Raw genomic sequence first — 15,462 nt, 5'->3', positions numbered from 1 at the left:
GCATCGAAGATAATTACAACCTCACCAAAAAACCAAAAAAACTATAATTAGGAAGATCATTGATTTTGAAAAGGGGCGGTCGTCATTAGCTGGTTAAGTGATCTCTACAAATTACAGAAGCAGGAGCTAAAGAAGGACATCGAGCCCTCTTTAGTCAATGCTATCTTTCGCATGTATGATAAATTTCCCAGGATTGGACTTAAAGAGCGGATCGGCCAGCAGGATATGTCTCTAGATATCGCTGATGCCTATATTAATGGTCGTAACGCGATGATTGAAGCTGGAGTCGGCATCGGCAAGTCCTTTGCCTACCTCATTCCCAGCCTGCTTATTAACCAAATCTCAAGGCAACCGGTTATTATTGCGACATCCTCCATACAACTTTCAGAACAAATACATAAAGATCTGAGATTCATCGGAAGTCGGCTCGGATTTACAAGGGTACGTTCGGTAGTTGGAAAAGGCATGGGGCAGTATGCTTGCCGGTATAGGGCAGCAGATCTGTTCCAAGCGGATGATTCAAACGCCCCTCTGTCTGCGCTTGCTCAACAGATTGTCAATTATGAAATTGATGAGCGGGCAGATATTAAGGGCGGGGTTAGTGATGCAGTATGGTCTAACGTTTGTGTGAATGATTGCAAATTTGAACGTTGCCATTATAAAAGTACATGTACGTTTTATGAGATGAGAGCTAAAATTAATGCCAACGCGAGCGATATGGATTTTATTATCGTAAACCAGGATCTGCTCATCCGTGATTTAATCAAGAAAAAGGAAGGAACGAAGGGGTTAATCACTGAACGGCCGGCTCTGATCGTAATTGATGAAGCTCATAATCTGGAAGCAAAGGTTAGAGATGCAAGAACGGTCGAATTTACATACCGGGGAACCTGCCGTATTCTGGATGACGCCTTACAGATTCTCTTCAAACAATCTGCCGATACGGAGCTTATGCCGCAATTTAAATTTATAAAAAGATGCGTTGGCCATATTTTTAAACAAGTTGAGGCAGACTTACTGCAAACAGCCAAGCAGGACAATGACCGTATAAAAATATCGCAGATCACAGGAATCCCCTTAAAACGAGCAGCACAGGTTTTAAAAGATTTTAATCTCAGCCTTTCCGTCTTAACTTCACGGCATGAGCGGGAGATTGACAATATTTTCGAAGCCATGAACGGACTTATCGACCTCTTTGATGTACTCGACGGAGTAGAGGATAACTATCTGATCTGGGCAAGCAATACCCAACGGGAGAGTACCCTTAGTATCTGCCCTAAAGGGATAAGCCAGTTTCTGAAATATACCTTATTTAACGGGAAAACCTCTGTTATTTTAACGTCAGCAACGATGTGTCAAAACGGAGAAACGCTGGAGGAACAATACGCTTATCTCACTGAGTCCCTCGGTTACAGGGGAGATTATATGGAGCGCCAAGCTTCACCGTTTGATTATGACAACCACACCATGCTGTATATTGCCAAGGACATCCCCTACTATAACCATCAGCGGCGGGAAGATTATCTTGAAGCGGCATACAAGGAAATGATGAGGCTCTGTAATTTAACAGACGGGCGGACATTGGTTCTTTTTTCAGCTAAAGAGGATATGAAGTATATTCATAAGAAATTAAACTCTGAGAAGCTGGCATGGGCATTACATGTTCAAAGGGAAGGTTCGTCCCAGGACGGGGTGATCGCTGACTTTCGGGGCAGTAAAGGCGTTCTACTTAGTACCGGTGTATTCTGGGAAGGTGTGAATATCGAAGGTTCCGATTTGTCGCAGTTAATCATTTTCCGTCTGCCTTTCCCTGTTCCTGCCGATCCTGTCTATGAATATAAGACTTCGATGGCAAAGAATCCCTTGAAAGAGGTTTTTGTACCGGACATGCTGCTTCGGTTAAGACAAGGAACCGGGCGCCTGATCCGCAGTGAAACTGATCTGGGTGTACTCAGCATACTCGATTCCCGCCTGTCCATTGCCGCCAAAAAGGATTACCGGGATCAGGTACTGGAAGCCTTACCTTTTAAAAAGGTTACTGAGGATTTCAAGGTTCTGGAGAAGTTTGTGAAAGAAAAAGGGATACAGCTTAGCGATACGTAGAGAGATGAAAAAAAGCAACCCATCCGCAGACAAGTCGCTTCTAAACCCTATAACGTTATCTGCAATTAAACTACTTTATGTTTGTATACCCGCATCGCTATTAAATAAGCAACTACTAGAATGGCTATGCACCATATGATGGCTCCCCAAATATCATTGCCGACAGGCTGCCCCATCAGGAGGGAGCGAACCGCCTCTACTATAGATGTAACGGGTTGGTTTTCAGCAAAGGTGCGAACGACTGGCGGCATCGATTCGGTAGGCACAAAGGCCGAGCTGATGAAAGGAAGGAAAATAATCGGGTAGGAAAAAGCAGTCGCGCCGTCCACCGATTTTGCGGATAGTCCAGCAATTGCTGCGACCCAAGTTAGAGCCAGCGTAAACAATATCAGGATGCCGGCAACCGCCAGCCATGATAGCACTCCTGCCGATGAACGAAACCCCATAATCAATGCAACAAGAATGATGACGCTAACTGAAATCGCATTGGAAATCAGGGAGGTCAGCACATGTCCCCACAGCATGGTAGAACGTGCAATCGGCATAGAATGGAATCTTTGAAAAATCCCTTTTTGCACATCATTAAACAGGCGGTAAGCCGTATAAGTTACACCACTTGCAATAGCGATCAGTATGATCCCGGGCAATAAATAATTCACATAGTTATCCGTACCCGCCTGGATGGCCCCACCGAACACGTAAACAAACAACAGCATAAATGCAATTGGCATGATAGTTACCGTGATGATGGTATCCATACTGCGGAGAATATGGCGCATAGAGCGTCCGAGCATTACACTCATGTCACTGAAAAAGTGCTTCTTAATCATTTCCATTTACTTTCCCTCCTTTTTGCCGATGATTGCGAGGAATATTTCCTCCAGCGTCGGCTGCTTTTCAATGTACTCAACTTTTGCGGGCGGAAAACGCTTTTTTAGTTCTTCGAGTGTACCGCTCGCAATAATTTTACCTTCATGCAGAATGGCGATTTGATCAGCAAGCTGCTCTGCCTCTTCCAAATACTGCGTCGTCAAAAAGACAGTCGTACCGCCGTCGGCAAGCTCCTTAACCATCTTCCATACATCCATCCTTGCCTCAGGATCAAGTCCAGTGGTTGGTTCGTCGAGGAAAATAATCTGCGGTTTTCCAACAAGACTCATCGCGAGATCTAATCTCCGGCGCATCCCGCCTGAATAAGTGGATACCTTGCGATCCGCGGCAGCGGTCAAAGTGAAGCGTTCCAGCAGATCGTCCGCAACTTGACGCGGATGCTTCTCATGGCGGAGCCTCGCAATCATGATCAGATTTTCCCGGCCGGTCAGAATCTCATCCACGGCAGCAAATTGACCCGTCAGGCTGATGGACTGGCGTACATAATCAGGCTTTGTGGCGACATCAAATCCGTTCACTGCAGCAGTCCCGCCATCTTGATTCAGCAAAGTGGTGAGGATTTTGACAATGGTGGTCTTGCCTGCACCATTGGAGCCCAGCAGAGCAAAAACGCTGCCCTGCTCCACTTCAAAATCCACCCCCTTTAAAACTTGAAGCTGTCTGTAGGACTTTTCCAACCCAACCACTTTAATGGACTTGTTCATTGCATTCCCTCCTCAAGGTTTTGTTAGCATATCTTCATGGAATTCTCCCCGCAAAACTCACTTCGGAAGCTCAGGCTTATAGGACTGTAACCTTTGTCAAATCAGCTTCCATGCCTTTGAGCGCAGCGAAGGTCAACTTATCCATCATTGCACCATCAAAGTTGATCGTTTTGATTGCACGATAAAACTTCTTGGATAATGAAAACCCGGAGAGGAATGACACATTTTTTAACGTCGCACCTCTAAACGAAATATCGTTCAGCGCCGACTTTTCAAACTTGACCCCGATAAAGGTCTGGCCGTCAAAACATAATCCCCGCAGATCAGAGGTTTTAAATTCCACACCGTCAAAGATACAGTTCTCAAAGATTGTTTTCGTGAGATCAGTCGTACACAGCTTGACGTCGGTCAGTCTTGCGCTGATAAATTTCGCCCCTGTAAGTCCTGATGAGCTAAAGTTGGTGCGAACAAGAATAGATTTGTGAAAGCTCGCATTTGCCAGTTCAATGCCGGACAGATTGCAGTCGGTCAGATTAGCGCTGTCGAACTTGGCCTCGCCTACGTCACTGCCCGCGAAAGAACTGCCAGTCAAGTCAGCGCCTGTAAAATCGGAACCCCGCAACGCGCTCACTTTAAAATCCCCTTTATGGGCGGTAACGCCTGCAAAATCACTCTTCGATAAGTTGCTCGCCCTAAAGCTCGTCACCACCTGCCGCTCAAGTGAACGGGAGAGATTGGCAACCTCCTGCACCGTCTGTTCAATGTCGCCGATGCTGTCTATCGTCATCTTAAACGCCGTTTCATCATCCTTGCCTTCAGCCTTGAGTTCACTGAACCGCTCCTGCAAATCGGAAAGGAGGTCACTCTTTAATTCAGCAACGCTTTTTATCCCGTCATAGGGTGCGAATACGCCATTTAAATACATGTTTAATTTCTCATTCATATTATCAAGTCTCCTTATAATAAGTTTTCAAGCACACGCTTTGCGTACTCCCAATTAGTCTTGTTATTGGCGTAAACAGCTTTCCCCTTCTCGGTAATCCGAAAATACTTCCGTCGTCCCCCCTGAGACTCATCCCCCCAATACCATTCAATGTCACCGTCTGCCTCAAGCCGCCGGACGCTGGAGTACATCGTAGCTTCTTTTAATTCATACTCGCCTCCGGAACGCTCAGCAATCAATTTGACGATTTCATATCCATAACGATCGGCTTCGGACAAGAGCCGTAATACCATCGTATCGGTATGCCCTCGCAGCAGATCGGATGTGATTTTGTTCTCACTCATTTCATCACCTCATAATCGCATTGTATATCATACTACTGTGACAGTCAATGTACTTTGATCATCATGTTTATACAAAATAAAAAAATGCCGTCCTTAGTTGTCTAAGGCAGCATTTTTCTCTTTTAAGTCTGAAGTTCCAATTTACGCTAACCAGAAATAAGTTGATTTATGTCTGCTGGTAATTCACAGCTACCTGCCGGCAACCCTCACACAAAAATGCATAATAAATCCCCTCGCTGTCCTCGGCCTGTTCCATGTCCATTTGGGCAATAAACTTCATCGTCGTCGAACAGCAAGGGCACACAGGATATTCCGCATCCTGAATCCAAGCCGGATGTCCTCCAATCTGCGACGCAGGCGCCTCAAGCATCCAATACGAATTTTCATAGGTTCCCATCTGCCGTTCCGATAGCTGCATGGCATGCCATGCTATTTCTTCCCTGTCTTCATTTGCAGGCAAAAAATCAGGAACGGTATTATATTCACTCCACGAATATTGGCCATCCAGCTCCGCTTTCATAAACACGGTGCCATAACAATTACAATGCATGCAAGCTGCAATCCTTAACCGCTGGCCGGAAAGCTTCATAAATTGAACCAGTGGATTCTGCAAATCGTAATCAAACAGCACTGTCAATTTACCGCCACACCAAGGGCAGGAATGCTCACCCTCCTGCAGCGCCGCTACCGCCGTATGATCCCGATCCAGCCCATTTTTTCCGTCCCTGTTTACTTCAAAATGATAACTCTCGGGGTAAAAGAGCAGCCTTTTCCCACCGTCGGGATCTAATTCCCATCCTGCTTCGTGAGCATAGGTTTCCGGAGCCACATTTAACTCCGATGTCCATCGAGGCGGATGCTGCCGCCATGTCTCGAACTGCCGTACAACCTCTTTATCGCCAATCCAGGCCAATGCAAGCAGCAAATGATTACGGTTTTCCGAGTCATGCTCTAACTGATGAATGATCATATCGCGGATCTCCTGACCAGCTTCTTTATAGAGAATACCGGGATAATACTTCCCTTTGTGAAAAAAAACCTCCAGCCCCCGTTCAATGAACGCACTTGAAAAACATATAAGCGACAGTAAAATAGCCTCAGCCTGGTCAAAATCATCTTCTTCCATCAATTCAATGGCGTAGGATTCCAATCGCTCCCTTTCGCTTTCAGTCAGTTGACGATACAACTCTTGCGCGGTTTTGTGATAGGAGATTTCGTGTTCAAGCGGGCTCCATCTCCGCGGTTTGTGCATGATTTTAAGAATTTCAACCGGATCATTCACACCTGCGTACAAATCAATGTCTTTTCGATTTTGTTCAATATAAGCCTTTTGCTCCAGCGCAAGCTTCCTTTGATGACAGGGCATGCAGATTCCCCCCGTCTTTAAAGCAGTTGCAGGAAGTATGCTTCCCTTGCAGCCTGAGGTTTGGCAGGGTATACGCTCGCTCATCGTATCTCTCCTATTCTGTATAAGTTATTCTCAAAGACTATTATTAATAAGCTAAACTGCATTATAGAATTAGCTATATTATAGAATTAGCTGCATTAAATATACCACCGGATTTAGCAGCTTTAAATTCATTTCAGATTTCAATTGGATATATCCCCCACCATCACCTTAAACGGAAACAAAAAAAGGTCAACCAAATATTTCTGGTTAACCTGATAAACGAAAACTCCCCCGGATAAAGAAGAACCGGTGCCCTTGTATTAGGCTTAATCCGTAATCTTCACATTTCCAAACACAGCCTTATTCCTCGAGTCATCCCCGGGATTGCTAAGTGCTATGCCAATATACACCTTGCGGTTCATCGGAATCTGAACAGTTCCGACCGTTTGCCAGTTATTCCCGTTCGTCGAAATAGCCCCTTTGAAGGTATTTCCACTTCGGGTCAGCTTTAGCCATCTTGGAGCCGAGGCAGCCGCAGTCTGATCAACCATATTGCCCGCAGTCTCTGCACGATACTGGAAGGTGGCCCCATTTTCCGGGGTAAGCATCATATCTGCGTGCTTCGAATTATGACCCAGCGACTCCCGAATCATAATGCCGGCCTTGGCCCAGCCGTCCAATCGGCTAGTGGAATGCACTTTAACAATAATCTCCGCATCGCCCCGCACGGATTGGTATATATAATTCAATTGATCTCCATTTCCCCAGATATCCGTAGAGCTGCTGCTGAGTGTAAATTGCTTATTGGAAGAATTGTAGGTAACGTTCCCCGGCATGGAACCAATATTTCGCGCCTTCCACCCTGCTGGTAATTGAGCCGGATAGTCTTGTTCTACCGCAGGCGTCCAGCCTGGCGTAGGCCAGGTTTCACGTTCTTTGATATTGGCTAGCTCATCTTCTGGCCAGGCCCCGTAAGCAAAGAACGACAGACGCTTCACACCTGGATAATTCTCGCGGATTCCCTTGTAAATCTCCTGATATTGATCATCTGTCCAATCATTATCCAGCGTCGCAACAATTTCCACGTCACTGCCGCTAATCCGGTCGCTCGTATCCTTCAGGATTCCGTAGGAAGTGCTGTATACCCAATCACTGTTGAACTCCCAGTCATCAAAGTACGCCATTGGTGCAACAAAGTCGATATCATCCTTGAATTTGGCTACATTCTGCCCAACTTCAATGAATTCTGGCGGCAAAATATACACGCCGAGCTGCACATCCGGCTTTGAGGACTGTGTGATATCCTGACGGATATCGCCCACATACTGTCCGATTTGTTCGGTTCTCCATTCATTCCACTGCTCACGCTGAGGCGAATCTGTCTCGAAGTCAATGCTGAGCGGTGAATACCCGAACTGCGCCTGATACTTCAGGGCCGTGTAATCACTGACGTCCATGTTGTAATTGTCGAAGCGGATCCAATCCAGCACAACGCCATCCACATCATAATTCTCGATTACTTCCTGAATAATGGAACGCTCATACTCCTGCACTTCATGGTGAATCGGATTGACGAAGTATTCGTTGCCGTTAGAACCTGTAAACGGTGTCTGAACCCCGTCAACCAGCGCCTGCATCTGCCATTCATCGTGCTCCAGGAAAGCCTGCTGATCATGGAACTGCGGAATCCAGGCATGAACCTTGATTCCTACAGCATGGGCTGCCGTAATGACAGCCTGCAGGGCATCGAAATTCTGGTAGCCTTGGGCAATTGGTGCGATATCACTCTGATAAAATACACTTCCAGACGGAACCTCATCATCTTCATCCTGCTTCACGTTCATGCTAATAACATCGACGCCATAGCTTGTAGACAGCGCGATGAAATTCTGGACATCCGCCATGTTCTTAAACTGGTTTACGGTCCGTACAATAACTTCCGTTTCGAAAGGGGGGTTACTCTCCTCTTCGGCCATAACAGGAACGGAACCACCGGCTATCGAAGAAACCAACACGATGCTTAACAGTGCTATGAACCTCGATCTCAACGCAAATGCCATAATCTCGCCTCCACAATTATAAGATTTTATAAATAGTCTTATTTCGTCGCGTTGATTTTCTTAACATTTTCCTGCCATTTTTCGGTTCTGAATTCAAGCAGCTTAGCAAGCCCCGCTTTTTCGGTGTTCTTTTTAGCTGTCTTTAGCGCCGACAACACCGCTTCATCCGACTTCGCCTGAACCATCTGGGCGTAAGCAAGGGTATAAATATCCCCGATATTCTGTGCGATGATGCCGATCTCCGTATCCGGAATCGGATCGGTATTTACAAACTCTGTGATATCCAACGCGGTTTTCCAGGTCACCGTGGACTGCGCCACGGTCTCCCAGGATTTCTGGTTCGCGGAAAGCAACGCCTCGAGGCTCATTTTCGCCGTATCAATAAAGGTCGTATTTCCCGCCCAGTTAAAGTCCTCGAATTTCCGCATCGTTTCCGTACGCTCGTTAGCAGGAGTCGTCTTGTATTTCTCGTTCGGGATTGGAGCTCCGTCCGCATCCTCTTCATCCCAGTACAAGCCTTTAGGACCGAAGAAAAGCACCTTCTGCCCCTCCGGACCCGTAATCCAGTCAAAATAAGCGAAGATGGCCTCTGGATCCTTGGCCTTTTTCGTAATGACATTAACGTTCCAACCCAGCGTCTCAAAGCCGCTTACAAACACTCGTGTTTTGTCTAGTCCGGATTTATGAATCGGCCATATAATCTCATAACCGCTGTCCGGATTATTCGCTGTCAGTGCCCGGTGTCCCTCGGCTCCATACGTAGTGATATTGGATTCGACCATGACTGCTACCCGGTTGGTATTGACCTTTTCTTTGACCGCATCCTGGGTTTGCTGCAGTGCATCCTGCGTAATCAGCCGTTCACGATACAGCTTATTAATATACAGCACCATCTCTTCGTAAGCAGGATCATCCAAGATAGATGACAGCTTGTCGCCATCCGGATATCCCATGAGTGAAATAAACTTACTGGTGGAGTTCTCCTTAAAACCACCATACATAATTTCCAGACCTGCCCCCTTCTCCCCAACCTCCAGAGGTACTACATCCGGATACTTTTCTTGCACCTTAAGCAAATATTGATACAAATCATCAAAGGTCTCCAGCGCCGGTCTGCCGAGTTCGTTATAAATATCTTTATTCACCATCCATCCGCCGTTGCCGAATTGCCCGGATGTATACCAGTTCGGGATTTGATAGATTTTCCCGTCTTCTGAACGGAGCAAATTCAGGGTGGATTCCTTCACATATTTCTTGAAGTTCGGATACTTCTCATAGTAATCATCCAGCGCAACGAGTTGTCCTGCCTGCACCAGCCGCTCCACTGAGGATCCCCGGTCAGTAAAAATGACATCCGGTAAATCACCGCCGACGATCATCGTGTTGAGCTTTTCTCCGGCCGCTCCTCCGGATTGTATGGGTTCAACAGTAACCTTACGGTTCTCCTGAATCCATTTTGTCGCCTCATTATCCCCCCAGGGTGATGTCGTAAGCCAGTCATAGTTTCCATAGAAGCTGAAGGTGACGGGCTTGATCCCGCTGCCGTCATCTGTGGCGGCCTCAGTATTCAGATTTTTCTCGCTTGTGTTTGGTGAAGTGTTAGAATTTCCTCCTCCGCTACAGGCAGCGAGAAGAAGCACCAGTGAAGTCAGCAAAAGAGATACCCATTTCATACGATTGCGCATCTTTTCCCTTCTTTCTACATAATATGGAGACTGCTATTCTTTCATCGAACCAATCATTACGCCCTTAACAAAGTACTTTTGGAGAAAAGGATACGTCAGGATAATTGGAATGGTAGCGATCATCATCGTAGCCATAGTCAGTGACTTCGTGGTAATCGTCCGATTCCGGTTCATATGATCCAGCGCGATAGCATTCGATGAGCCAATTTGGGTCATGATGTTGGAGTTCATAATCTGGCGCAGCAGGGTCTGTATAGGGAGCAAGTGATCCTTTGTAATATAGATCGCTCCCGTAAACCAGTCATTCCAATAACCTACTGCGGTGAATAAGGCAATCGTGGCCAGCACCGGGCCGGAGACGGGAATGACGATTCGGAAAAAAATGCCGTAGTTGCTGCTGCCGTCGATTTTGGCAGATTCCTCCAACCCCTCCGGCAGAGCATGGAAGAAGGTGCGGATGACAATCATGTTCCAGACACTGATGATGCCGGGGATAATCAGCACCCAAAAGGTGTCCAGCATACCCAAAGAGCGAACTAGTAAATAACTAGGGATGAGCCCTCCACTGAAGAACATCGTAATCATGAAGAACACCATATATTGTTTTCGAAAAAGCAATGTCTTCTTGGACATTCCGTAGGCTAACAGTGCCGTGAAAAAGACAGACAATGCCGTGCCGCTTAACGTTCTAAGAATGGTGATCAGAAAAGAATTCAGCAGGCGTTGATCCTGAAACACAATATAATAATTTTCCAGGGTAAATGCTCTCGGTAACAAGGTTACACCGCCGAGCGCCGTATCGCTCCCTAGATTAAAGGAAATGACCAACGCATTCCAAAACGGGTATAGCATGAGTAACGCCAGCAGCGTCAAAAGGATATAAATACTCCGCTGCATGATTTTGTCGCCTAGGCTTAGTCTCATTGTTCACTCCTCCTAAAAGGTTTATGGAGCATCGGAAGCATTCGCTATGAGTAGTAGTACTACCAGAGACTAACATCTGCCCGGCGAGCGATTTTGTTGGCCGTCACTAGCAGAATGACACTGATCACCGCCTTGAATAGCCCTACCGCTGTCGCATAAGAGAATCTGGCATTTAAAATCCCAACACGGTACACATAGGTGTCGATAACATCGGAGTAGGGTCGCAGAATTGGATTGGTTGCCAGCAGCAAAATGTCCTCGAAGCCCGCACTGAGCAGACTGCCGATGGCAAGAATCATAAAGATAATGATAATGGGGGTAATGCTGGGGAGTGTAATCAAGTGAATTTGCTTAAACCGGCTTGCTCCATCTATAGAAGCGGCCTCATATAGGGTTGGATCAATGCCTGCAATCGCGGCCAGGTAGACAATGCTCCCGAATCCGACCTCTTTCCACACATTTACGCTTACTAGAATCGACCAGAAGTATTTGGGTAACGCCAGGAAGTTAACTGGCTCCCCTACCAGATTGAATCGCTCCAGCACATAGTTCACCGTCCCGTTGTCAACGGATAACAGCGAAAATACAAAACCGGATACTATAACCCAGGACAGGAAATAAGGTAAATAGCTGACGGTCTGGATAATGCGTTTAAAGCCCATATTCCCGATTTCATTCAGCATCAGCGCAAGAAGAATCGGGGCAGGAAAAGAGATAATCAATTTAAGCAAGCTAATCACAAGGGTATTTCGCATCACATTCCAGAACTCCGGCGCCTCGAAGAACATTCTGAAATGCATAAATCCAACCCAGGGGCTCTTCATAATGCCGCCAAAAATATCGTATTGCTGGAATGCCATAACCACGCCATACATCGGAATGTAGCTAAAAATGAATACAAAGATAATTCCCGGCCAAACCATGGACTGCAAATCCAATTGACTGATAAATTTCTTCCATCTACGCGGTTTCTCGGCCGTGTTCATCCGCTTTTCCCCCTCTGGACGATTCTAGTGAAACAACGGCAACAACGATTTGTTCTTCTCCAGCATTTCATCCAGCAGTTGTTCAGCTACGGTGACCGAAGGCACGAGCGGATGATGAACCATAGCCTGTAGGGCTATATCCCGGTCTCCGTGCACAGCCGCCTCGATGGTGAGGCTCTCGTATTGCTTGACCGCGGCCAGCAAGCCTTTGATGGGCTGAGGAATTATACGCAGCGGAATCGGCAGCGGGCCTTGCTTGGTTACCATACAGTTCACCTCAATAGAGGCATCGTCCGGCAAGAAGTCAATCATTCCGTTATTCCTTACATTCAACGTCTGGATATCGCGGGAATCATTATAAATGGAGCGCATCAGCAGCACTGCCGCCTCCGAGTAGTAGGCTCCGCCGCGCTGTTCCAACTGCTTGGGCTTTTCCTTCAGCGCTACGTTCCGGTACAGTTCAAACAGCTCTTCCTCCACCTTCTTCACTACCTCAGCGCGCGATCCAGTCGTTGCTGCTGCTTCCTTCTGTTCCGCAAGCATCGCGTCCGTCATATAGTAATAGCTCAGGTAATAAGAGGGAATCGCTTTCAAAGCATTCAGAAACCGGTAGTCCCAGGAATCAAACGGCACATTGCTCGCCTTGTAACTCTGCGGGTAATCAATGAGCTCCTGCAGCTTGCTTTTACCGTCAATCACGATATCGGATACCCAGTGCAGATGGTTGATGCCGACAAACTCCGCGTAGATTTTCTCCATAGGAAGTCCGAAGAACTCGGAGAGCCACTTTTGAAAACCGATCGGCGAGTTGCACAGGCCTACACTTTTTACCGATGAGTATTTGTGAACAGCTTCAGTCACCATACCGGCCGGATTCGTAAAATTCAGCAACCAGGCATCCGGAGCCAGCTCCTCAATGTCTTTGCAAATATCCAGAATGACCGGGATAGTCCGTAGGCCTTTCATCATCCCTCCGGGACCTGTCGTCTCCTGGCCGATGACATTGTATTGAAGCGGAATTAATTCATCCCATTTGCGCGCTTCCAGCATGCCTACCCGGATTTGCGTACATACAAAGTCCGCTCCGGCAATGGCTTCCCTGCGCTCAAGCGTCTGGACCACGGTAATCGGCAGTCCGGACTCAGCAATCATGCGTTTGCTCAGTTCTGCAATCGTATGCAGCTTCTCCCTTCCCTCCTCAATATCCACCAGCCATACTTCGCGAATGGGAAGCTCTTGGTGATGCAGGATGATGCCTTCAATAAGCTCAGGCGTATACGATGATCCCGCTCCGATGACAACCAGCTTCAATGTTTCCTCCATGATAGACCCTTCCTTCATCTTTTTCATTTTGGTCTTATAAAAACTAGCCTATTGTGTTCAGTACTTTCCCCTGTGATAGATTATCTAGAACCTTCTGATCTACACGCATACCGCTGCTTTCCATAGCCAGAACGACCGATCCTACAACCGGCTCCCGGGTCAAAATCCTTAAAGTGCCATTCGGAGCCGACAACTTCACTCTTCTCTCAATGGCCCGCCGGATGATGCCTGAGCGGTCTCCCTTTGTCAGCAGGCTGCCTGCAAGTACGATGTCGAAGAAGTCCTCCTCCATGCCCAAGCGATGGATGGCCGATGCCGCGGCCAAACCCAGCTCATCCCCTTGCTTGACCAGCAGCTCGGTGGCAACCTGGTCCCCTTCCTCTGCCGCTTGAAACAATAGTTCAGCAATATGGGGAGGCAGGTCTCTGAAATGATCCAGGTAATCCTCTCTTAGCTCCGAAACATTGGAATAGCCCAACAATTCCGTTAAGCGTTCGGTTAGGACCGTCTCCTTCTCTCTTCCCTCATCCGCCCGAAGGACGCTACGGAATACCTCAATACTTAAATCATAGCCACCGCCATAATCCCCGAACCGGTAGCCGAATCCACCACATTGGTATGTAGCACCCAACGGATTTTTACCACTACAGTTCACGCCTGATCCGCAAATCAGCACGATCCCATAGTTCTTCTCTGTACCTGACCGCAAGGCAATCCAGGTGTCGCAGGAAATCTCAGTTTGGGGAAGATCAAAGCTGCTGATGATCGGTCGCAAAATCCGGAAATCAGCCTCTCTGTCCGCTCCCGCTAAGCCGAACCAGGAGTAATCCAGCTGATCCTTGGTCAGCCCTGACGCCATAATTGCTTCCGATATGGCCTGCTGCAAACTGTTCACCGCCTGCTCACGGTTTATTTGATGATTTCCGATCCCACCCTTGCCAACTCCGATGACCTTCCCTTGTTCATCTGCAATCATTGCATGGGTTTTACTGCCTCCTGCATCAACTCCCAAAAAATACTTCACGGATGATTTCACTCCTAAAATTCAAGGTAATCTAACAGATGCGGTGGATTCACGAATGAGTAGCTGCGGAGCAAGCTTCGTTACAGCGGGCGGCATCACCTCCCCGTTGATCATTTTTAGTAGTAAATCAACGCCTATATTGCCCATTTGTGCCTCAGGTTGTCTGACCGTCGTTAACCGCGGGTAAAATTCACCTACGAACTGCTGATCATCAAATCCAACAATTGAGATATCGTGGGGTACTCGAATTCCCTCTTCCCGGAGAGCCTGAACCATTCCAAGAGCAATAAAATCGTCCCCGGAAAAAAAAGCTGTCGGCAGCTTATCTTCGCGGATCCATCTCTTGGCCACCTCATAGCCGCCGCTTACTGTAAAACTGCAGTATTCCGTTCCGAATGGCGTTAACCCGGCATCCTCGAGCGCTTGGACATAACCGCGCTTACGCTCCGCTACACTTAGAAATACCGAAGGGCCGCCAATATAGGCGATTTGAGTGTGCCCAAGATCGAGCAAGTGCTTTGTAGCCTCATACCCGCCTTGATAGTTATCGACCACGACGCTAGGCACATCCTCATGCTGAAACTGGTTATCCAGCAATACAAACGGAATATTTTTTCTTTTCAGTTCCTCTACATATGCCTTTTCTTCAAGTGGGGACAACAGGATAATTCCATCAACGCGATCCTTCTGAAACAGGAAATTATCGCCTTCATCCTCATTCTCGGCGATCGATAGGGCTAAAAAATACCCTTGCGCCGCCAGCTTCCGGTTCACCACGCGAATAACCCGGTCATAGAAAGAGTCGTTAAAGTTGGTAATCGACATCCCGATGACTCCCGTTTTGCCTCTCACAAGACTCCGCGCTGCTGAATTGGGCTGATAATTTAATTCCTCCATAGCTTTCAGTACTTTCTGTCTATTAGCTTCCCGTACAGAGGGTAAATTGTTAAGCACCCTGGATACGGTCACTACAGAGAGTCCCGACTTTTTGGCTACATCATGTATATTCATCTTAGCTTCCATACCTCCGTCACCCGAAAGTTTAAACGATTAAACTTTTTAGGTAAATAAAAAAACCTAACCTT

13 protein-coding genes are annotated in these 15,462 nt (G+C 47.2%); 1 reads left to right on the top strand and 12 read right to left on the bottom strand.

What is annotated here, in order from left to right; all coding sequences use genetic code 11:
• Positions 1-171: 171 nt before the first annotated feature.
• Positions 172-2,103: an ATP-dependent DNA helicase gene (locus NSQ91_RS07350; protein WP_340917168.1), complete on the top strand. Its 1,932-nt coding sequence runs from the start codon at positions 172-174 to the stop codon at positions 2,101-2,103.
• A gap of 65 nt (positions 2,104-2,168) precedes the next feature.
• On the opposite strand, the gene NSQ91_RS07345 is transcribed toward NSQ91_RS07350, so the two are convergent.
• From NSQ91_RS07345 to NSQ91_RS07290, 12 genes are all read right to left on the bottom strand, one after another.
• Positions 2,169-2,939: an ABC transporter permease gene (locus NSQ91_RS07345; protein ID WP_340917165.1), complete on the bottom strand. Its 771-nt coding sequence runs from the start codon at positions 2,937-2,939 to the stop codon at positions 2,169-2,171.
• Positions 2,940-3,698 carry an ABC transporter ATP-binding protein gene (locus tag NSQ91_RS07340; protein WP_076185338.1) on the bottom strand — a complete coding sequence of 253 codons (759 nt, stop codon included), beginning with the start codon at positions 3,696-3,698 and terminating at the stop codon, positions 2,940-2,942. It abuts the gene before it with no gap.
• A 76-nt stretch (positions 3,699-3,774) separates the two neighbouring features.
• Positions 3,775-4,641, bottom strand: coding sequence for a pentapeptide repeat-containing protein (locus NSQ91_RS07335; RefSeq protein WP_076125280.1), 867 nt, complete (start codon positions 4,639-4,641; stop codon positions 3,775-3,777).
• A gap of 14 nt (positions 4,642-4,655) precedes the next feature.
• Entirely contained in the window at positions 4,656-4,985 is a 330-nt protein-coding gene (locus tag NSQ91_RS07330; protein ID WP_036675798.1) for a PadR family transcriptional regulator, read from the bottom strand.
• A 166-nt stretch (positions 4,986-5,151) separates the two neighbouring features.
• Entirely contained in the window at positions 5,152-6,435 is a 1,284-nt protein-coding gene (locus tag NSQ91_RS07325; protein ID WP_339190094.1) for a DUF1963 domain-containing protein, read from the bottom strand.
• Positions 6,436-6,701: 266 nt separating this feature from the next.
• Positions 6,702-8,435: a family 10 glycosylhydrolase gene (locus NSQ91_RS07320; RefSeq protein ID WP_339190093.1), complete on the bottom strand. Its 1,734-nt coding sequence runs from the start codon at positions 8,433-8,435 to the stop codon at positions 6,702-6,704.
• A gap of 38 nt (positions 8,436-8,473) precedes the next feature.
• Complete coding sequence (locus NSQ91_RS07315; RefSeq protein ID WP_076219658.1) at positions 8,474-10,120, bottom strand: extracellular solute-binding protein; 1,647 nt, start codon at positions 10,118-10,120, stop codon at positions 8,474-8,476.
• Positions 10,121-10,153: 33 nt separating this feature from the next.
• Entirely contained in the window at positions 10,154-11,044 is an 891-nt protein-coding gene (locus NSQ91_RS07310; protein ID WP_076125288.1) for a carbohydrate ABC transporter permease, read from the bottom strand.
• A 59-nt stretch (positions 11,045-11,103) separates the two neighbouring features.
• Entirely contained in the window at positions 11,104-12,030 is a 927-nt protein-coding gene (locus NSQ91_RS07305; protein ID WP_036675807.1) for an ABC transporter permease, read from the bottom strand.
• 24 nt (positions 12,031-12,054) lie between these two features.
• Positions 12,055-13,353, bottom strand: coding sequence for a 6-phospho-beta-glucosidase (locus NSQ91_RS07300; RefSeq protein WP_076307094.1), 1,299 nt, complete (start codon positions 13,351-13,353; stop codon positions 12,055-12,057).
• A gap of 43 nt (positions 13,354-13,396) precedes the next feature.
• A complete protein-coding gene (locus NSQ91_RS07295) occupies positions 13,397-14,377 on the bottom strand; it encodes an N-acetylglucosamine kinase (RefSeq protein WP_076125294.1) in 981 nt (326 codons plus the stop codon).
• Positions 14,378-14,398: 21 nt separating this feature from the next.
• Positions 14,399-15,400, bottom strand: a complete 1,002-nt coding sequence (locus NSQ91_RS07290; protein ID WP_076125296.1) for a LacI family DNA-binding transcriptional regulator — start codon at positions 15,398-15,400, stop codon at positions 14,399-14,401.
• Positions 15,401-15,462 lie beyond the last annotated feature (62 nt).

Source organism: Paenibacillus sp. FSL R7-0048, from assembly GCF_038004505.1.
GTDB classification, from domain to species: domain Bacteria; phylum Bacillota; class Bacilli; order Paenibacillales; family Paenibacillaceae; genus Paenibacillus_AQ; species Paenibacillus_AQ odorifer.
Note: the sequence above shows the minus strand (reverse complement) of the source record. Positions and strands in the feature narration are given on the sequence as shown.